General features: G+C 30.2%; 20 protein-coding genes. 12 read left to right on the forward strand and 8 right to left on the reverse strand.

The genetic code is table 11. The annotated features are described in order from the left end of the window. Positions 1-99 precede the first annotated feature (99 nt). A complete protein-coding gene (locus ACLVEP_RS03340) occupies positions 100-978 on the forward strand; it encodes a LysR family transcriptional regulator (RefSeq protein ID WP_412582812.1) in 879 nt (292 codons plus the stop codon). 125 nt (positions 979-1,103) lie between these two features. On the opposite strand, the gene ACLVEP_RS03345 is transcribed toward ACLVEP_RS03340, so the two are convergent. The 6 genes from ACLVEP_RS03345 to ACLVEP_RS03370 form a co-directional block, all read right to left on the reverse strand. Then, a complete protein-coding gene (locus ACLVEP_RS03345; protein ID WP_412582814.1) occupies positions 1,104-2,027 on the reverse strand; it encodes an Rpn family recombination-promoting nuclease/putative transposase in 924 nt (307 codons plus the stop codon). Between the two features lie 207 nt (positions 2,028-2,234). Further along, positions 2,235-2,921 carry a metallophosphoesterase gene (locus ACLVEP_RS03350; protein ID WP_412582816.1) on the reverse strand — a complete coding sequence of 229 codons (687 nt, stop codon included), beginning with the start codon at positions 2,919-2,921 and terminating at the stop codon, positions 2,235-2,237. Positions 2,922-2,930: 9 nt separating this feature from the next. Continuing rightward, on the reverse strand, positions 2,931-3,917 hold the full coding sequence (locus ACLVEP_RS03355; RefSeq protein ID WP_412582818.1) for a helix-turn-helix transcriptional regulator: 987 nt from the start codon (positions 3,915-3,917) through the stop codon (positions 2,931-2,933). Between the two features lie 9 nt (positions 3,918-3,926). Further along, positions 3,927-4,559, reverse strand: coding sequence for a hypothetical protein (locus ACLVEP_RS03360; RefSeq protein ID WP_412582819.1), 633 nt, complete (start codon positions 4,557-4,559; stop codon positions 3,927-3,929). 90 nt (positions 4,560-4,649) lie between these two features. Continuing rightward, positions 4,650-5,819, reverse strand: a complete 1,170-nt coding sequence (locus ACLVEP_RS03365) for an aminotransferase class I/II-fold pyridoxal phosphate-dependent enzyme (protein WP_412582820.1) — start codon at positions 5,817-5,819, stop codon at positions 4,650-4,652. Then, positions 5,819-6,310 carry an Lrp/AsnC family transcriptional regulator gene (locus ACLVEP_RS03370; protein ID WP_317999661.1) on the reverse strand — a complete coding sequence of 164 codons (492 nt, stop codon included), beginning with the start codon at positions 6,308-6,310 and terminating at the stop codon, positions 5,819-5,821. Before ACLVEP_RS03370 ends, ACLVEP_RS03365 begins: the two co-directional genes overlap by 1 nt. A gap of 135 nt (positions 6,311-6,445) precedes the next feature. Here ACLVEP_RS03370 and nagA point away from each other — a divergent pair, with 135 nt between their 5' ends. The 4 genes from nagA to ACLVEP_RS03390 all read left to right on the forward strand — a co-directional run bounded on the left by nagA (position 6,446) and on the right by ACLVEP_RS03390 (position 10,156). Then, positions 6,446-7,585, forward strand: a complete 1,140-nt coding sequence (nagA, locus tag ACLVEP_RS03375; protein WP_412582823.1) for an N-acetylglucosamine-6-phosphate deacetylase — start codon at positions 6,446-6,448, stop codon at positions 7,583-7,585. 94 nt (positions 7,586-7,679) lie between these two features. Beyond that, on the forward strand, positions 7,680-8,702 hold the full coding sequence (locus ACLVEP_RS03380; RefSeq protein WP_412582824.1) for a lactonase family protein: 1,023 nt from the start codon (positions 7,680-7,682) through the stop codon (positions 8,700-8,702). Positions 8,703-8,711: 9 nt separating this feature from the next. Continuing rightward, positions 8,712-9,386 (forward strand): AIM24 family protein, encoded by a 675-nt coding sequence (locus ACLVEP_RS03385; RefSeq protein ID WP_412582825.1) that lies wholly within the window; start codon positions 8,712-8,714, stop codon positions 9,384-9,386. Continuing rightward, the gene (locus ACLVEP_RS03390; RefSeq protein WP_412582827.1) at positions 9,386-10,156 is read left to right on the forward strand and encodes an HAD family hydrolase; all 771 of its coding nucleotides are present in this window, start codon (positions 9,386-9,388) and stop codon (positions 10,154-10,156) included. The genes ACLVEP_RS03385 and ACLVEP_RS03390 overlap by 1 nt, the downstream gene beginning before the upstream one ends. Before the next feature lie 67 nt (positions 10,157-10,223). Here the strand turns inward: ACLVEP_RS03390 and carB are convergent, their stop codons facing one another. Together carB and ACLVEP_RS03400 are read right to left on the reverse strand one after the other, a co-directional pair. After that, the gene (gene carB, locus ACLVEP_RS03395) at positions 10,224-13,421 is read right to left on the reverse strand and encodes a carbamoyl-phosphate synthase large subunit (RefSeq protein ID WP_412582829.1); all 3,198 of its coding nucleotides are present in this window, start codon (positions 13,419-13,421) and stop codon (positions 10,224-10,226) included. Position 13,422: 1 nt separating this feature from the next. Beyond that, positions 13,423-14,493 carry a carbamoyl phosphate synthase small subunit gene (locus ACLVEP_RS03400; protein ID WP_412582831.1) on the reverse strand — a complete coding sequence of 357 codons (1,071 nt, stop codon included), beginning with the start codon at positions 14,491-14,493 and terminating at the stop codon, positions 13,423-13,425. Between the two features lie 552 nt (positions 14,494-15,045). On the opposite strand from ACLVEP_RS03400, the gene ACLVEP_RS03405 reads away from it, so the two are divergent. From ACLVEP_RS03405 to ACLVEP_RS03435, 7 genes are all read left to right on the forward strand, one after another. After that, on the forward strand, positions 15,046-15,366 hold the full coding sequence (locus tag ACLVEP_RS03405) for a transposase (protein ID WP_412582832.1): 321 nt from the start codon (positions 15,046-15,048) through the stop codon (positions 15,364-15,366). Positions 15,367-15,413: 47 nt separating this feature from the next. Continuing rightward, a complete protein-coding gene (locus ACLVEP_RS03410; protein WP_412582853.1) occupies positions 15,414-16,001 on the forward strand; it encodes an IS3 family transposase in 588 nt (195 codons plus the stop codon). A 90-nt stretch (positions 16,002-16,091) separates the two neighbouring features. Continuing rightward, positions 16,092-17,294, forward strand: a complete 1,203-nt coding sequence (locus ACLVEP_RS03415) for a tyrosine-type recombinase/integrase (RefSeq protein WP_412582834.1) — start codon at positions 16,092-16,094, stop codon at positions 17,292-17,294. Continuing rightward, positions 17,287-17,955, forward strand: a complete 669-nt coding sequence (locus ACLVEP_RS03420; RefSeq protein ID WP_412582836.1) for a hypothetical protein — start codon at positions 17,287-17,289, stop codon at positions 17,953-17,955. Before ACLVEP_RS03415 ends, ACLVEP_RS03420 begins: the two co-directional genes overlap by 8 nt. 851 nt (positions 17,956-18,806) lie before the next feature. After that, positions 18,807-20,105, forward strand: a complete 1,299-nt coding sequence (locus ACLVEP_RS03425) for a DDE-type integrase/transposase/recombinase (RefSeq protein WP_227352333.1) — start codon at positions 18,807-18,809, stop codon at positions 20,103-20,105. Then, positions 20,105-20,911 (forward strand): ExeA family protein, encoded by an 807-nt coding sequence (locus ACLVEP_RS03430; RefSeq protein WP_227352334.1) that lies wholly within the window; start codon positions 20,105-20,107, stop codon positions 20,909-20,911. Before ACLVEP_RS03425 ends, ACLVEP_RS03430 begins: the two co-directional genes overlap by 1 nt. Before the next feature lie 3 nt (positions 20,912-20,914). Further along, positions 20,915-21,232 (forward strand): hypothetical protein, encoded by a 318-nt coding sequence (locus ACLVEP_RS03435; RefSeq protein ID WP_227352335.1) that lies wholly within the window; start codon positions 20,915-20,917, stop codon positions 21,230-21,232. Positions 21,233-21,359 lie beyond the last annotated feature (127 nt).

Here is a 21,359-nt window from a genome sequence, read left to right on the forward strand (position 1 = left end):
ATTTTAATATGTGCTTTTAAAAAAGTACATTATCATTCAATTATCTTACTATAACTCAAAGTCATAGTGTGTTATAATTACGAAAAAGGAAGTGAAACTATGATTGAATTTAACCAACTTGAACATCTTGTTGCCATTGCGAAAAATAAAACTATTTCAAAAGCTGCTGAGGAATTATTAATTTCTCAACCAGGTCTTACAAGATCCATGCAAAGATTAGAACATGATTTAGGACTTTCTTTATTTGATCGTAAAAAAAATAAAATTGAACTGAATGAAAATGGAAAACTTGCGGTAGAATTTGCGAAGAAGCTTCTTGATGGTCGCGAAGAAATGATCAAGGAACTTACAAAACTAAATCAAAATCATATTTCTTTTGGTTCTTGTGCACCAGCTCCTTTATGGGGCGTTGAATATGCTTTATTAAATAATACAGAAGCTCAAATTGAAAGTACTCTTGTTCAAGAGGAAAAGGCATTAATTGAAGGACTTAAAAAAGGTGATTATTCTTTAATCATTTTATATCATCCTTTAGAAGATAAAAAATATATTTCCCAAGAATTTTTAGAAGAATCTCTTTATTTATCAGTACCACCAGCTCATCCTTTAGCACCTTTTAAAGAAATATCTTTTTCTGATTTAAATGGTCAAAGTGTTTTACTTCTTTCACGTATTGGTTTTTGGAATGAGGTCTGTCAACGCATGATTCCTGAATCACATCTTTTATTTCAAGATGATCCTTCTGTTTTTAATGAACTGACAAAAATGTCAGCTTTACCTAATTTTAGAAGTAATATTACTATTCAAAGAGAAGAAGCTGAAGAAAATCGTATTTTAATACCAATTACTGATCAAGAAGCACATGTTCGTTATTATGCAATTTATCCAAAAGATAAAAGAAATTTATTCCAATCTATAATTAAACAAGTCAAAGATATTGATTGGAAAAAAACTAAAGAAATTGTAACTAATAAATAGTTTTTACTGTTTATTCATTATGATCCTTGTTTTATTTCAAATACAAATTACATCAATAAGTAATTAAAAAACGGGCATAAGTCCGTTTTTGCGATATAGATGCTTTTTTATTTACTTATTAGCCTCTAATTAATAATTTTTAAAACATCTTCTTCACTTGTTATATCAAAAATAGCAAGTGTTAAAGTATTGAGTTTTTCCATCGAACTATTTTGTATTGCTTGTTCTAATTGATTTGATACATTTCCTAATTTTACTTTTAATTGTGATAATAGTGTCATTTTCTTTTCTCGTTTTTCACCTTCCATAAGTCCTTCTTTTCTACCTTCATTTCTAAATCCTTCTGCCATTCTTTCCATTCCTTCACACATATCTATTTCATCTCCTTCTGGTAAGTCTTTAATTAAATCTAAACTTCTTGTAATAATAGCTGCATAAATCAAGTTATCTCTATTCATCTTTATTTTTCGATGCAATCCTTCAAAGTTTCCTTTATACATCGCCTGTATTGCTTCTATAAAATATCTTGTCTGTTCATCTTTGATTTTACTTGTATTTATTTCTTTGACATCTACAACTTTGATTTTCCAATCATTAACATATTCTTTTAACTCTTCTGGTATTTCAAAGTAATCACTTAATCTTAAGAGAGCATTCCATTTTCTATCTCCTGTATAAAAAACAATCATGACTTGGGGTATAACCTTTTCACCTTTTTTTATCTGTTTTAAATACTCCATCATTTCATAATTGCCACATCTAATCACCATTTCTTGATCAATCGTACTTTGATGTTCGATACCAAAGAGACAATAGATACCATGAATATCCCCTCTAACGATGATATCTCTTCTTCTTTTTTTATCTTCTACTTTCTTTGTATCGTTGATTATTACAGCACTGTCATTTTCATAATGTATTAAATTTTGAGCACTTATCAATTGTCTTCCATTAAACAAAACAGCATTACAAAAAGCAGAAAAATAGATATCATTATTGAAGAAGGTACGACAGGCACTATCTGGTGTTAAGTTATTTACTGTTATCAATTTATATGACCTACTTTCTTTTTTTGAGGTAACGTCATCTAGATTTGTTACAAATAAATTGTATCATATGTCCGATTATTTTTTGTCTCAAGTTTGTTTCATATTTGTCTCAAATATTCTTCTTTTCTATTATTATATACTCTCTTTTAGCTTTATTCATTGGACAAATTGTCCAAAAAAATAATTGGTCAAAATAACCAATTATTTTTAAAATTCTATAATATCATCAAACATAAATCTCATTTTATCTTTAACTTTATCTGTATGAAAATGACCACAATACCATTTTTTATAATCTAAACGTATTTCTAATTTATCTAAAAAGAATTCTGTACTATAATCCACCTTTAAAGGATTAATTCCTGTCATAAATACTTCACGAGGAAGATATTTATAAGGACAGGTATGTGAAAGAACAACATCTATTTGAGGATGGTTTTCTGCATATAATAAAAGCTTTTCTTTTATTTCATCCGATGGTTGTTCACTTGGATACCAATTATATCCCATTTGTAGACGATAGTTTTTATCCACACTATAAGCTCCACCAATCACTAAAACACTTTGATGATTAAATTGATAAATTTCTCCATCTTTAGCGAATAACAAATGAGGATATTCTTCTTCATAATAAACAATTCCCCCATGAAATATTTTCGTTTTATAACTTGTTATATTCTCTGGACGTTCTTCATGATTTCCATGAATACAAAAGAAAGTAATAGGATATTGTAAAAGACTATCCTTTAAATAAATATCTTTTTCACTTGCATGGTAGTTAATTCCTGCATCTCCTAAAACAATCATCAAATCATCTCTGGTTGTTTTATTTTTACAACAAAAACCATATACTTCACTAAAATCACCATGCTTATCTCCTGTTATATAAATCATTTTACTTACCTACCTATATTGTGCTAACATATTTGAAATTCTTTCCTTCATTTCTTCTTGAAGTGAATAAGGTTTAATAACAGTTACATGATCTTGTAACATCATCAACCAACCAATAAGTCCATCAGAAATAAGCACATCCTTAATTGTAAGATGATAACGATTTTCAAAATCTTTTTTTACTGGATGTTCTTGTCCAAATTGATCAATAACTTCTCTTAAAACCACTTCATCGAAACTAATTTCTAAAGTATCTCTTTTTCCTGAAACATACATATTTATATGATCCGTTTCTTGTTCCAAATCAAATTGTTCTCCTTCTTCAAAAGAACTTTTATGATTTCTTACTAAACGCATACGATCAAGACGATAAATAGATAATTTATCTGGTCTTTGATTGAAATATCCTAAAACATAGTATTTAGAATCTCTTTGAATAAGTTTATAAGGAGAAATGATATAGAATTCATTATTTTCTTTATGATTTCCATGATTATGAGCTATTTCAATAAATTTATTATTTTTTATTTCGTAACTTACATATTTAAAATAAATATTTTTCTTTTCATGAATGGCTTTAATAACAGTTGTCATATTTAAAAGTAAATCATAATTTCTAGGTTGATTTTTTCTAGGTTGATTTTGAATACGTGAAAGTTGTTTACTTGAACTTAATGTTTGTAATTTTGTAAGTAACGCATTGACTTCATTTTGATTTAAATCGTTATTGAAAAGCACACTATCCCATAAATATTGAAATTGTCCATCATTAAAGAATTCTTCATCAATACTATACCCTTTTCGATGTTTGGTTTTAATAATCTCTTTTTGATAAATATATTTGGATAATTCATTAATATTTCTAATTGCTTGATAAACTGTTTTAATATCTACTTTAATTTGATAGTTTTCTTCAAGTTGTTTTTTTATTTCAATAGCAGGTATATAATCTAAAGATTCTTTAATAATTAAATATGTGTAATAAAGTCTATCCATAATGATCTCCTATCTAGCATACAATGTAGAATATGTCTTATCTTTATGATACAACATTTCGTAACGGGATGGTGAATAATTATAAAGAGATTTTTCAAAACGTTTAAAGGCTTCATCAAGTGTTACAAATGGTAAATGAAGATAAGCTTGTTTATATTGTTTTTCTAATAAAAGAATAAGACTGGCTTGATAGTGTGTTTGTTCATCATTCATCATTTTATAATGTGTCATACCTAAAATGACTTGATTGAGTTGATTCATTTTAAATGTAAGTAAATGTCTTACTAGACAATAAATTTCTATATTAAAATCACTATGATCTAAAATATAATAAAATAAATTATATTTATATTCGACTAATGGTTTAAAATGTTGATTGATTAATAAATTCATCATGACTAAATGATATTCCATTTCATTATAAGATAAACAACAATCAATATATCTTTTAATATTTGAAAAGAGCCATAATTGAATATCTTTTCTTTTATTTAATTTTCTTTTTAATTGAAAAACATCAATACACGTATTCATTAAATCATAAATATCTTGTTGATAAATTCCGTCACTATGAATTAATAAATACGTTTTTACTTCCATAATTGATACATCTGTCATTTGTTCATAACTTTTAACTACCATTAAAATCATCCCCTTTTCTTTATCTATATTATAGGGAAATGATGATTTTTATGATTAATTTGTATCTATTTTAAAACCAAAAAAAAGGAGTTAAATAACTCCCCTGTTTTCTAAGAATTTTCTAATTTTCTTTGTTGCTGCTTTAAGTTCTTCTAAACTATAAGCATAAGAAACACGAATATATCCTTCTCCCGCTTCACCAAAAGCACTTCCTGGTACGCAGGCTACTAACTGATCATTTAATAATTCTTCACAGAATTGTTCTGATGTAAGACCTGTTGATTTAATACATGGGAAAACATAGAAAGCACCTTGTGGTGTAAATGTTTTAAGTCCCATTTCATTAAATGTTTTGACTAAGAAATTTCTTCTTGCAAGATAAGCTTGTCGCATTTTTTCAATTTCTTCATCACAATGTCTCATCGCTTCAATGGCTCCATATTGAGCACATGTTGGTGCTGACATGATGACATATTGATGAATTTTTTTCATCATTTTAACAAGATATTCATTAGCAAGAACATATCCTAAACGCCATCCTGTCATTGCATAAGCTTTTGAAAAACCACTCACTAAAATAACTTGATCTTTGATTTCATCAAATGCAGCAATTGAACAGAATTTATGTTCATAAGAAAGTTCTGCATAAATTTCATCTGTAATAATCATAATTCCAGATTCTTTAAAGATAGGAACAAGTTTTTCATAATCCTCTCTTGTCATGAATCCTCCTGTTGGATTACTTGGATAGTTTAAAAGAATTGCTTTTGTTTTTTCATTGATAGCTTCTTTTAGAAGTTCAGGTGTTAATTTAAATTCATTTTCTTCTGTTAAAGTAATGTTTCTTACTACCCCACCAGCTAAAGCAACACCTGGTGTATAAGCAACATAACTTGGTTGTAATAAAATGACTTCATCACCTGGATTGATAATTGTTCTAAAGGCTAAATCAATTCCCTCAGATCCTCCAACAGTAACAATACATTGTTCTGGTTTATAATCTAAATTAAATCTTCTTTTTTGATATTTACAAATTTCTTTTCTTAATTCTAATAATCCTTGATTTGCAGTATAGAATGTTTTTCCTTTTTCAATTGAATAGATTGCAGCTTCTCTAATTGTCCAAGGGGTTGCAAAATCAGGTTCCCCTACCCCTAAAGAAATAACACCTTCCATTTGATTAGCTAAATCAAAAAATTTACGAATTCCACTAGGTGGAATATCTTTTACAATAGGATTAACAATTTTTTCAAAATCCATTATGGAGTTACCAATAATCTTTCTGCTGCATCTTTATTATCACCATCAACAAGTTTACCCATGTTTTTATATTGTTTCAAAACATACATTGTGGCTGTTCTTTCAATACCTTCAATAACCGCTAAACGACTATTAACGAATTTAGCAACCTCAACCATTGTCTTTCCTTTAACAATTAATAAAAATTCATAATTACCTGCTAATAAATACATTGTATCTACTTCAGGAAAATTATAGATTTTTTTCGCAATACGATCATATCCATAATCTCTTTCAGGTTTAGCATTAACTTGAATCACTGCTGTACATACATCATGGTTTGTTTTATCCCAATTGATCAATGTATGATAACCATAGATTGTTTTATTTTTCTCTAAATCTTTAATTTTATTTTCAACATTTTCTTCTGTTTCGTTTAAGGCGGCCGCAAGATCAACGACTTCCATTTTCGCGTTGTTTTCAATTAATGATAAAAGTAAATTTTCATCCATATCCTTCTCCTCCTTATTATGCTACTTATTATATACTAATTTAAAGTCAAGGTAAATTGAATTTTTATAGGAAATAAGAGAGTTGTTGCTTGTCTAGATAAGCAAAGTGTTCTATAATAAAGTTGAGGTGAAATTATGATTATACAAAGTAAAAAAGTTTGGATTGCTGATCAATTCATTCCTGCACAATTAGAATTAGAAAATGGAATTATTAAAGAAATATATCCTTACAATGAAAAAGAAGTTACTAAAGACTATGGGGATTTAAGAATTCTTCCTGGTTTTATTGATATTCATTGTCATGGAGCTTATGGTTTTGATACAAATGATGCTGATCCTGAAGGTTTAAGAAAATGGACAAAAGGAATCGTTGATGAAGGGGTTACTTCATTCCTTGCAACAACTCTTACTCAAAGTGAAGAAGTTCTAACAAATGCAGTAAGTAATGTTGCAAAAGTTGTTGAAGAAGGTTATGAAGGTGCTGAAATTTTAGGAATTCACTTTGAAGGTCCTTATTTAAATAAAGCACATAAAGGAGCTCAACCTGAAGAATACTGTGTAAAACCTGATATTGAACAATTTAAAAGATATCAAAAAGCAGCTCATGGTTTAATTAAATATATTACAATGGCTGTTGAAAATGATGAAGATTACGCTCTTACAAAATATTGTAGTCAAAATAATGTAGTTGTAAGTATTGGACATTCAAATGCGACTTATGAACAAGCTGTTCAAGCATACGCTCATGGAGCAAGAAGTATGACTCATGTTTATAATGCAATGACACCATTTACACATCGTGCAAATGGTTTAGTTGGTGGTGCTTTACGTATTAGAAATATGTATGGAGAAATTATTTGTGATGGAAATCACTCAACTCTTGCAGCTTTAAATAATTTCTTTACTTCTAAAGGACCTGATTATAGTATTATGATTACTGATTCATTAATGTGTAAAGGATTCCCTGTTGGTACTAAATTTGATTTTGGTGGACAAGAAGTTGTCATTTATCCAGATGGTAGTGCACACTTAGTAGAAGCTGGTAATTTAGCAGGATCTACATTAAATGTGAATAAAGGATTAAAAATTTTAATTGAAGACGCATTAGTGCCTGTTAATTATGCCATCAATGCTTGTACATCAAACCCTGCTAGATGTTTACATGTTGATGATCGTAAAGGTACAATTGGTGTTGGTTATGATGCTGACTTAGTTGTTTTAGATAAAGATTATGAAGTTGTACAAACTTATTGTAAAGGTGTTGGACAAAAATAATGATTTGAGATGCTTCGTGCATCTCTTTTTTCTTATATAGAAAGTTTTTTTCAATGATTTTATGATACAATTATTTCAAAAGGAGGCGATTTTTGTGTATCGTTTTTATGTATCAAGTTACGCTAAAGGAAAAGAAAAAGGTCTCTATGTTTGTAACTTAGATGAAACAAAAAATGAGCTTCATTTAAATAAACATGTCCCTACTGATGATTTTCCTTCTTATGTTATTAAAAAAGATGACTACCTTTATGTATCTTTAAAAGATGCACGTGTAGGTGAAGGAGGAGGTGTCGCAAGTTATCATATAGAAGATGATGATTTAAAACAACTTTCTTTTTATAATTCTCATGGTCGCTCTTATACTCATTTATGTTTAAGTCCTGATCAAAAATATTTATTTACTGCCAATTATCATGTTGGAGCAACAGCTGCCTTTCCATTAAAAGATCATAAAATTGGTAATAAACTTTCTGTTGTTCACCATCATGGTTCAGGAATTGATTTACTTAAAAGACAAACAAGTCCACATGCTCATTATGTAGGAATTACACCCGATCAAAAATATCTTTATAGTGTTGATTTAGGTGCCGATAAAATTGTCATGTATGAATTTATTGATGAAAAATTACAAGAAACGTCTTTAAGTCAATCAGTGATTCCTGGCAGCGGTCCACGTCATATGATTTTTTCACATGATGGTAAATATTGTTATCTTGTCAACGAAATCGCTAATAGTATTATGGTTTATCAATATGAAGATGGACACTTTACATTGATTCAAGGAATTAACTGTGTTCCTCGTCATTTCCATGGTTTTTCAAGTGCTGCCGCTATTCATATGACTTCAAGTGGTAAACATATTATTGTTTCTAATAGAGGTCATGATAGTATTGTCCTTTATCGTGTAAATCAAGAAACTGGAAAGATTTCTTTACTTTATATGGTGCATACAGGTAAAGGTCCTCGTGATTTTAATATTATTGATGATCGTTATATTGTGGTTGCTAGTCAAGAAGAAAATCGTTTAGAGCTTTATACATTTGATGAAGAAAAAGAAGAAATTAAGCCTACAGGCAATACTTTAGATATTATTCAACCTGTTTGTGTGGCTTTATAGGAGAAAATTATGAAATATGAAATTGTAGGAGATACTCTCCCTGCTGTTATTTGTCATTTAAATAAAGGAGAAAAAATGATCAGTGATAGTGGTGCCATGGCTTGGATGGATCCATGTATGAAAATGGAAACTAATGGTGGTGGCGCTAGTAAAATCATTGGTAGAATGTTTTCTGGTGAAACTTTATTTAGAAACAGTTATACTGCACTTGAAGATGGACTTATCGCTTTTGCATCTAGTTTTCCAGGTAAAATCGTACCATTAGAAATTGAACCTGGTAAAGAAGTGATTATTCAAAAATCAGCTTTTCTTGCAAGTGAAAAAAATATTGAAACATCTGTGTTTTTTAATAAAAAATTTTCTTCTGGTTTATTCGGTGGAGAAGGCTTTATTTTAACAAAAGTTTCAGGACATGGAACTTGTTTTATTGAAATTGATGGAAGTACTGTAGAGTATAATTTACTTCCAGGTCAACAAATGGTTATTGATACTGGATATCTAGCAATGATGGATGCAACTTGTAAGATGGATATTCAATCAGTTCCAGGTTTAAAAAATAAATTTTTAGGAGGAGAGGGATTATTTAATACAGTGATTACTGGACCAGGTAGAATTGTTGTACAAACAATGCCTATTTCTGCTGTAGCTAATTCACTTTCAAGATTTTTCCCTCAAGGTAATTAATGAAGAAATTATTTTGTTTTGATATAGATGGTACTTTAAGAACAACAACAGACCATCAAGTACCTGAAAGTACTGTTAAAGCTTTAAACTTATTAAGAGAAAAAGGACATCTTTTATTGGTTTCAACAGGAAGAAGTGTTGATTCTTTAAAAAATACACATATTTATGATACATTTGCTTTTGATGGTTATGTATGTAATAGTGGGCAAGCTTTATTAGATAAAGATTTAAATTTAATTCACAAAGAAAATCTTTCTCGAGAAGTGGTTTTAAAAGCCTTAGAAGCTTCTAAAAAACATCACATTCCTTTAGCACTTAAATGTACACCAAGAATTATTAATATGGAACCAAATGAAGATGTTATTCGTTCATGTCACTATTTTAATAATCCTATTCCAACTGTAGGTACATATACAAATCAAGAAGTAGGTGCCATGATTGCCTATGGTCCTTTAGGATATGATTATCAAGAATTTAAAGCTATTGATGAATTAGATGTCATGATTGGTGAAAGTAGTTATGCAGATATTACAATCAAAGGCATCTCTAAAGCAACAGGTATTGATTATTTTATGAAGTTATGGAATATAGATAATTATGTAGCTTTTGGTGATTCTTTAAATGATGTTGAAATGTTTAAGCATGCATCGTTTTCTATTTGTATGGGACAAGGAAATAGTGATTTAAAGAGATTAAGTGATTTTGTGACAACTTCTATTGATGAAGATGGTATTTATTATGCATGTAAAGAATTAGGTTATATCCAATAAGATATAACCTAATTTTTCATATAAAAAAGAACAATGCTTTAGTATTACTACATTGTTCTTTTTAATTTTATCTTAATTTTGTAATATCAATTAATGATGGTACACCATGTTTACGTTTTTCAAGTGAATCAATTAATGCTTTTGCTGTATCAAGTGAAGTATAGATTGGGATACCTGCTTCTACAGCAAAACGTCTAATTAAGAATCCATCTTTTAAGTTATCATTTCTTGTTGGAATATCGATAACTAAATCAACTGTATCTGTAAACATTAAATCAAAGATTGTATTTGTTTTTTCACTAATACGATTAACAAAGTGTACTGGTACATCATGTTCTTTTAAGAATTTATATGTTCCTTCTGTTGCATATAAGTCATAACCAAACATGTAATATTGTTTAGCAATTGGTAAGAATTCTTCTTTAGAAGAATCTTTAATTGTACAAATGATATTCTTTTTCTTAGGTAATTGAATACCTGTTCCCATGAATGCTTTATAAATAGCTTCATCTAAGTTTTTAGAAATACCTAAGACTTCTCCTGTTGATTTCATTTCAGGTCCTAAAGAAATTTCAGCACCTTTGATTTTTTCAAATGAGAACACTGGCATTTTAACTGCAATTGTTTCTTTTTCTGGAACAATACCATAAGAATATCCTTGTTCTTCAATTGTATGTCCCATGATTGCTTTTGTCGCAATAGCAACAATTGGGATATCTGTAACTTTTGAAATATAAGGAATTGTTCTTGAAGATCTTGGGTTAACTTCAATAACATACACTTGATCTTCATAAACAATGAATTGAATATTGATTAATCCAACAACATGTAATGCTTTTGCAAGACGTTTTGTATAATCAACGATAATATCTTTAATTTCTTGTTTGATTTTTTGTGGTGGATAAACTGAAATACTATCTCCTGAGTGAACCCCAGCACGTTCAACGTGTTCCATAATACCTGGAATTAAGATACCATGTCCATCACAAACTGCATCAACTTCGACTTCTTTACCTGATAAGTATTTATCAATTAAGATTGGATGTTCTTGATATTGTCTATTAATGATTTTCATGAATTTTTTAATATCACCATCATTTAAAGCAATTTCCATACCAGCTCCACCTAATACATAAGATGGTCTTACTAAGACTGGATATCCTAATTTATTAGCTACTTCAATAGCTTCTTCTGTTGTAAAGACTGTTGAACCTCTTGGACGGTCAATATGACATTTTTCAAGAATTTCATCAAATCTTTCTCTATCTTCTGCTGCATCTACATCATCAGCATCTGTTCCTAAGATTCTAACACCCATATCTGTTAAAGCTTTTGTAAGTTTAATAGCTGTTTGTCCACCAAATTGAACAATTGCTCCATCTGGTTTTTCAATATCCACGATACTTTCTACATCTTCAGCAGTAAGTGGTTCAAAGTATAAACGATCAGCAATATCGAAATCAGTAGATACTGTTTCAGGGTTGTTATTAACAATGATTGTATCGTATCCTGCTGCTTTTAAAGCCCATACACAATGTACTGAACAGTAATCGAATTCAATACCTTGTCCAATACGAATTGGTCCTGATCCTAAAACCATGATTTTTTTCTTTTCTCTTTGTGGTTCTACTTCATTGACACCACCTTGAATTGAATAGTAATAAGGTGTTTGTGCATCAAATTCAGCAGCACATGTATCAACGACTTTATAAGCTGCAACGATATTATTATCTTTTCTCATTTGATGAATTTCTTGTTCTGCTTTTCCAGTTAATTCAGCAATCACTCTATCTGGGAATTGTAATCTTTTTGCTTGTTTTAATAAATCAACAGTTAATTCTTCTGTTTTGATTCTTTCTTCCATTTCTACTAAATGTTTGATTTTATCAATGAACCAAACATCAATTTTAGTAATTTCATGGATTTCTTGTTCAGTAATTCCTTTTCTTAATGATTCAGCAACTGCAAAGATACGTTGATCATCAACATCTTTTAATTTTTGTTTTAATTCATCATGTGTTAATTTTGTAAAGGCATCTAAATGTAAGTAGAAAACATTTTGTTCAAGAGAACGTAAAGCTTTCATTAAAGCTCCTTCAAAGTTATTACAGATTGACATAACTTCTCCAGTTGCTTTCATTTGTGTTCCTAATTTTCTTGAAGCATCAACGAATTTATCAAATGGCCATTTAGGAATTTTACATACAACATAGTCTAATGTTGGTTCATATGAAGCATATGTTTTACCTGTAACGGCATTTTTGATTTCATCTAATGTATATCCTAAAGCAATTTTAGCTGCTAATTTAGCAATTGGATAACCTGTTGCTTTAGAAGCTAAAGCTGATGAACGAGAAACACGAGGGTTTACTTCGATAACACAGTATTCAAAACTATTTGGATTTAAAGCATATTGTACGTTACATCCACCTTCAATATTTAAAGCTGTGATAATATTTAAAGCTGATGAACGTAACATTTGATATTCTTTATCTGATAAAGTTTGGCTTGGTGCCACAACAATACTATCTCCTGTATGAACTCCAACAGGATCTAAGTTTTCCATGTTACATACGGTAATACAGTTACCTGCACTATCTCTCATAACTTCATATTCGATTTCTTTCCATCCAGCAATACATCTTTCAATTAAACATTGACTTACTCTTGATAAACGTAAACCGTTTGAACAAATATCATGAAGTTCTTTTTCATTATTAGCGATACCTCCACCAGTACCACCTAAAGTATAAGCAGGTCTTACAACAACTGGATAACCAATTTTTTCTGCGAATTCTAAAGCATCATTAACATGGTTAACAACGATAGAAGCAGCACATGGTTCACCAATTCTTTCCATTAAGTTTTTAAATTCTAAACGGTCTTCAGCAAGTTTGATTGTATCTGTGTTTGTTCCAATTGTACGAACATTATGTTCTTCTAAGAAACCTTCATCCGCTAAAGCCATTGCGATATTTAATGCATTTTGACCACCTAATGTTGGTAAAATACTGTCTGGTTTTTCTTCCATGATTAATTTTTTAACAACTGGTACAGTTAATGGTTCGATATAAACTTTATCAGCGATATCACCATCTGTCATGATTGTTGCTGGGTTTGAGTTAATTAAAACAACTTCAACCCCTTCTTCTCTTAAAGCACGACAAGCTTGTGTTCCTGCATAATCAAATTCTGCAGCTTGACCAATGATGATAGGTCCTGAACCGATAACTAATACTTTTTTAATACTTAAATCTCTTGCCATCTTATTTACCCTCCATCATTTTTTCAAATTCATCAAATAAAGCATCTGTATCTAATGGACCAGCACATGCTTCTGGATGAAATTGTACTGTTTTAATATTCTTACCAATATATTCAACGCCTTCAATTGTTTGATCATTTACATTAATAAACCAAGGTTTAGCAATATTACGATCAATAGAATCATCACAAATCACATAGTTATGATTTTGTGTAGAGATATAAACACGACCTGTATTTAAATCTTTAACAGGATGGTTTGCTCCATGATGTCCATATTTTAATTTTTCAGTTTTAAATCCATGAGCTAAAGCCATTAATTGATGTCCTAAGCAGATTGCAAAGATTGGTAATCCACTTTCAGATAATTTTTTAACTTCTTTAATAATTTCTACATTTTCACTTGGATCCCCAGGACCATTTGATAACATCACTCCATCGAAGTTTCCTTCAATAATTGTACTTGCTGGAGTTGATGCTGGATAAACTGTAACTTCAATGTTTCTATTTGCTAATGATTTAGCAATATTCTTCTTAGCACCAAAATCTAATAAAGCAACTTTTCTATCTCCACTACCTACTGTATAAGGTTTGTCACATGTTGTTTTTTCAACAACACCTGTTACTTTAAAATTATGTATTTTTTCCATCACTTCACTTAAATCATCATATTTAGTTGTTGTAATCATTCCATTCATACAACCTTTATTTCTAATGATTTTAGTTAAATGTCTTGTATCGATTCCTTGAATACAAGGAATGTCATGTTCAATTAAATAGTCTTTTAAATCAATATTTTTTCTAAAATTACTTCCAAGTCTAGCAAGTTCATTCACTACAAATCCTTCAACATAAGGTTTTGATGATTCTTGATCTTCTAAACATACTCCATAGTTTCCAATTAATGGATATGTCATGACAACAGATTGTCCTGCATAGGAAGGATCTGTTAATACTTCTACATACCCTGTCATTGAAGTATTAAATACAAACTCACTTACAACTTCTTTGTTAGCCCCTACGCTTTCACCTTCAAATACGTTTCCATCCTCTAAGATTAAATAGGCTTTCATATATTGTCCTCCTTTTTTTGCTATAAAAAAACATATCAATTAAAAATGATATGTTAGAAACAATGAGAATATAAAAATGAGGCACTCGTATTCAATTGTAAGCAATCATATTTGACACTTTGTTGTAACATAGCCCTCATCTCCTTTTGTTCTTGAATAGTATAGTAGATTTAATAACATTTTTCAACACTAATTTATAATTTTTTATTATTATGTAATTTTATTTTATTAACAATTTTTTTGTACAATAAAAAAAGAGATTTTACTCTCTTTCTATGATTAAAAATACTTTTCAATATCCTTTCTTTCATCTTCTGATAATCTTAAAATATCCATTGCTCTTTGATATGAACAATTTAGTTCATTCATAACATTTCTTATATGTTCAATATTCTTTTCTTTACGCGCTATTTCTTTTCCTTGATTAATTCCTTGATTAATTTAGTGCTAGTATAAATTTAGTACCAGTTAAATAGAAATAATGTCTCAAAAAATGAATTGAAAAATATTGAAAAGAATACTAATCTAAAATAAGAAAAAGAGGTACTAAATATGGCAGGTAAAAAAGTAATAGATAAACAATTTAAATTGGATGCAGTGCAATATAGAAAAGATCATCCTGAATTGACTTTTGAACAAGTAGCTAAAAACTTGGGAATTTCCAACAGCTCAATTCATAGATGGTGTAAACAATTCAGTGATGCAAAAGACAAAAATGATAATAAGAATGAAAATAGAGATTTATTTAGAGGATCAGGCAATTTTTCAAGTGATGATGCAAAAGAACTTGCCCGTTTAAAAAAAGAAAACAAAGATCTGAAAGATGCCGTTGAAATATTAAAAAAAGCTATGAGCATAGTAAGCAGCCAGTAAACGTACTTTACGAGGCAATCAAAGAATACATAGAAGAGAATGCTGGTATTAAAAGCGTTTCTTTAAGAGCTGTAACTCAAATACTTAGTGTTTCAAGAAGCGGGTTTAAAAGCTGGTCAAATAGAAAACCATCAAAATCAAAGAAACGAAAAGAAACTGTAAAAAAGGAAATAAGTGAAATACATAAAGGAAGCCATGAAATCTATGGAGCGCCAAAAATCACTGAAGAACTCAAGAAAAAAGGATATGTGATATCTGAAAAAACAGTAGGAAATTATATGCGGGAAATGCATGTAAAAGCACATTATATAAAACCATGGACAAGAACAACAATATCAAAAAATTTTTCAAAAAGGTTGAAAAATATCTTAAAAAGAGATTTTGATCCATCATCACCAGATGCAGCATGGTGTACAGATATAACCTACATATGGACATATGATGATGGTTTTGTTTATTTGACAAGTGTAATGGACTTGTTTTCAAGGAAAATAGTATCTTGGGTACTTACAAAAGATATGACAGCAGAATCAGTGCTTGAAGCAATAAAAATAGCACAGGAGCGAAGAAATATTAAAAAACCAGTAATTATACATAGTGACTATGCCGAAGAAAAAACTATACCGAAGTTTTGATAACGGTATAGGAAAAACTTCTCATTCTTCGGTATAGTATTCTCATAATAATCGTTAATTGATATTGTATAATCATAGGAGGTTATGATTATGAACGATATCATTTTTTTATCTCAAGAACTCTTAGCTTTCTTGAGAAAAAAACATTACAAAGAATCAACATTAGCTAAGTATGAAAGAGAACTAAAAGTTTTAAAACGTTTTTGTGAGGCACATCACACAAGTAATTATACTTTTGAACTGGGCAATAAATATGCCGAAGATATTTATGTTGATGGGCATTTTAGTGCTCATCGTTACTTTGACAGAGGTCGAATCACAAGACTTTTAAATTTTTATTTAGTTAACGGTTATTTTGATCTAGCGATTAAACAGGGAGTGAAATTTGATGATACAAAAATAAGATTTCAAAATGAATACGATGACTACAAGTCATATATCTATCAAAAGGATTTAAAGGAATCAACGAAACATGGTTACACATATAATGTTTATATGTTTTTGAATTACTTGTCAGAAACTGATTTAAATCAAATAGATGCCCTGTCTGTTGATCTAGTCTACTCTTTTATATCAACAATTAAGCCTAACAGACAGAGGTACATACTATGTGGATTGCGTTCCTATCTTCGATTTATAAACAGAAATGATCTGCTTCAACGAATCAAAGGTATTCATTCACCAAGGTTCAAAAGGATTATTTCTGTTTTAAGTGATGATGAAAATATGAGGATACAAGAAGTATTAGACTCAAACAAAGTAACAAATAGAGATAAATCTATTTTCTTGTTAGGATATATTTTAGGAATGCGAGCATGCGACATTGTATCTTTAAAACTAACCGATATAAACTGGGAAAATGATTGTATTCAATTTGTACAATCAAAGACAGGGAATGAAGTTAAGTTGCCACTTCGTACTGATATTGGAAATGCATTATTTCTCTATATGACCTTGGAGCGTGAAAAGAGTAATTGCGATAATGTCTTTCTCAGCCATTATCCTCCATATAATCCACTGGTTGATCATTCAGCATGTTATCAAATAGTCCGTAAAATCATGAATCTGGCTGATATTCCAATGGACAATAGGTTTTTTGGTGTACACTTTTTAAGGCATAATACAGCATCAACACTTGTACGAAGTGGTGTGGCACTTGAAACAATATCTGCAATACTTGGACATTCAGATCCTAATTCTACAAATGTCTATATTTCTACTGATTCAGAAAAATTGAGGGAATGTGTTCTTTCAATGAAAGATATTGGAATGGATGGTGAACTGTATGAATGAGTTCAAAAGCAGATTAGGCAAAAGTATTGAATCATTTCTTATGTTTAAACATTCAGTCGGTCTTTTATATCAGACAGGAGAATATTATTTACATAACTTTGATAAATATAATTCAGTAAATGGAAATTATGATTATTTGGACAAAAAGACAGTGGAAAACTGGGTTCATCAGCTGAAGGAACATACTCATTCGCAGTACATGGGATATATGTCATACATTAGAGAATTTGGCCGATATCTCAATAGTATTGACAATAAATCTTATATACTAAGTGACAAATATAAATCTGTAAGATATAAAGCAAACATATATCTCTTTTCTAACGAGGAACTTCATAAATTCTTTCAACAAATTGAGCTGCATAAAAGCAAGACATCGAAGATTAAAGAGTCTCTCGTACTGCCAGCAATATTTCATTTTTTATATTATTTTGGTGCAAGATGTAAAGAAGCACGTGTTTTAGAAAGAAAAGATGTTCATTTAGATTTAGGATATATTGATATTATAGGATCAAAAGCATATCGTGATAGAAGATTATTTATAAGTACCGAATCAAAAGCCTTTTTTGACAAATTGTTAAACCGCAAACTGAATACATCTAAAAACAAAATAAAACTGCAAAATAAAATAATAAACAGATGGAACATTATGCCGTTATAAAACGCAAAATCTCCACCTGTTTTTTATTTTGTATTTATAGTACTATTTAATTATGAAAATTACGAAAGGAAAAAGAAAAGAAACAGCCCGTTAAAGTATCCTACCCCTCTAACACTGTTCCTTTTCAATCGTCAGTTGATACTGATGATACATGAATTATGATACAAGATTTTTCACTGATTATCAAGCATGCCTTTACTTCACAAAATTACAGTTTTTTCAATCAGCCTGTTTCTGATCAAATTGAAAAGATTGAATCCTACTGTCTTAATTACGTCAATCTTTCTTCAGTTCATACCCACAATGACTTGTCATGTAAATCATCCAATCTTGTCTATTTTAAAAGCTATAGCCGTCATTATATTTATTTTCGTAATACTGTTCATGACGATATGATTACGATACCTGTTTTATATTGTAAAAATGATGGGCATTTTCATGCTGTTCTTCCCAATTCTGTTTTCATACCACATTCATCATTCTCTTTATTTTTTATTCTTAAAGTCCTTTCCACAAAATTTTTTACTTCTTTTACTGTTGAGAAAATATGCGATATTTTTCAGATATCCATTTCCACACTCTACAGGTGGATTTTCAAATACAACTGTTATCTTAGAATTTTTACTTCCTTAAAAAACAGATACCACATGCATTTTTTTATTCATCTGATATATGATTTTCATGATATCATACATGATCTCTTTGATATCGGTCTTCATACTCTTTTTCAATATGACCGCAAATTATTCAATCACGGTCCCTGATCTTTTTATTGTTTTCTTCAAATAAATAAGTTGGCAATGTTTCCTGTATTTTTCTCATACTATACTCAATATTGAGGAGGAAAATATATGAACGGACAAAATACAGACAGTTATGAATTCAGAAAACTTATTGGTCAGATAAAGTTTTCATTCATTGCACCTGTTGTATCACGAACTTTTACTGATGATTCGATAAGTGCCTATTTTAAACGCGTTTCAAAACGTGAAATCGACTGGCCTGATGGTACAAAAAGAAAGTTTTCTGATCAGACGATGAAATGGTGGCTCTATAAATACAGAAAAAATGGTTTTGATGGGCTGATGCCCAAAGATCGACTGGATCTTGGCAGAGTAAGAAAGCTGGATGAAGAACATAAAGAATATATTGCCAGTCTCATTAATCAGTACCCTAAAATCACAGGAGTCATGATCTATGAAAAAATGATTGAAGATGGTGTTTTAAACAAGGGTGACTGTTCCGTAGATACGATACAACGTTATATCAGAAACAGTGGCCTGAGAAATGGAAATGGTGAAACATTGACCAGAGAAAGAAGAACGTGGGAATTTGCCCATTCATGTGATGGCTATGAGGCAGATACCTGCCATACGTTCTATATTTATGATGAAGAAAATATTTACAGGAAAACATATCTGATTGCCATCATCGACAATCATTCTCGAATGATCGTTGGTGCTGAATTCTTTTTCAATGATAATGCCATCAATTTTCAAAAAGTATGGCATGATGCCGTTTTAAGATATGGGAGAAGTAAGGTCATTATTCTTGATAACGGCAGCAGCTATAAAAATAAAAGTACAAAGGAAATAGAAGCCAGACTTGGGACCAAGATTATTTATAATCCTCCATATTCGCCAACTGGAAAGGCTTTGATTGAAAGGTTCTTTCATACAATGAAGATGCGATTTATGGATGTACATAACGGAAGTGACTACCATTCTCTTGGTCAGCTGAACAATGATCTGAATAAATGGATCAATGAATATAACAGAACGATCCATTCATCATTGAAGGAAGATGAAAATGACAATCATACGCCTCTTGAACGTTATATGTATGATATGAAGGATATTGAGGTATCAAGACTGGCAAACAAATCACCTGTTGATTATGTACCATGGCTTGATGATGTATTTCTTCATGAAACAACCAGAAAGGTCAATGGCGATTCAACCGTATTGGTGGATAATCAGCTTTTTGATGTTCCATCTGTCTATATAGGAATGAGAGTCATTATTCGTTATAATCCAAGAACCTTTGAGGGAACTTATCTTTATGACATAGCCCAAAAGAAAAAAGTTCCTTTAAAAAGAACGGATCGAATTGAAAATGGAAAAACAAGAAGAGAGGAGATCATTTACTGATGGAAATGACAACTTATTATGGGATGGATAAAAATCCATTTACTAAAGATGCAACTGTTTCAACACTTTTTACATCCAACGATTTTAATCAAATGACTAACAGACTTGAATTTATTATCAGATCAAGAGGGATTGGTGTATTTTTAAGCAGTCCAGGGATGGGCAAGACAACATGCCTCAGAAAAACACTGGAAGCACTCAATCCAAATCGCTATGTTGTCATCTATATATGTATGACTACTATTACAGCTATTGATTTTTACCGCATGCTCAATGATGCACTTGGTCTAGAAGAAACAACAAAAAAGTCACAGATGTTCAATCAGATTCAGGATGAACTCAAAAGACTGACATCAGAAAATAAAATGGAAGTCATTATTGCGATTGATGAAGCACAGTTTTTAAGAAAAGAAGTATTGAGGGAATTTATCATGCTTATGAATTTTGATTATGACTCAAAAGATTACTGTACACTTATATTTGTAGGACAGAATGAATTTTTGAGAACGCTGCGTCTGAAAGCACTGGAACCATTCAGACAGCGTATCAATATGAATTATACATTTACAGGTTTCAATGAAGAAGAAGTCAAAAATTATGTTATTTCGAGATTGCAGTCAGTAAACTGCCGAAGTGATCTTTTCAAAGATGAGTGTTATCATACATTATATTCATTGATGAATACATCAGTAAGAACATTGAACCTGCTCATCAATAAAAGTCTTATACTTTCAATGCATTATAACAAGGAAGTAATTGACAGCGAACTTATTATGGAGGCAAGCAAAGAGCTGATGCTTGGATAGATTATGGATTACATATTTAAAAACAAGGATGGAGAAAAAACTGTTGGAGAAATCACATATCTTCATATCACACCGTTTTATGAATTTGAAATCGAAATGAACAATCAAAAATTGAGATGTTATCTGGAGCATCTGTTGTCACAATGGAATATCTGTATTACAGATTATGATATAGATGTGGAACTGGCACATCCAACAGATATATTTTGGAATTCAAATGCAATCTGTGAAAAGATAAAAGATGAGGATATGAGTTTAAAGATTGCCTACGCCATAAAAGCAGTTTATTCAGAAAGAGATTATAGTAGAGATGTACTGTAACAGGTGCATCTTTTTATTATATTCATAATTGAACAGATTGAATAGTGTGCGGTCATTAATACAAAATGATAAATTAATGGTTAATATAATTTGCGGTTGTGTGGTGTGTTAAATCTGCGGTTTAACA

Origin of the sequence: Faecalibacillus sp., from assembly GCF_047023275.1 — a bacterium.
Lineage (GTDB): Bacteria > Bacillota_I > Bacilli_A > Erysipelotrichales > Coprobacillaceae > Faecalibacillus.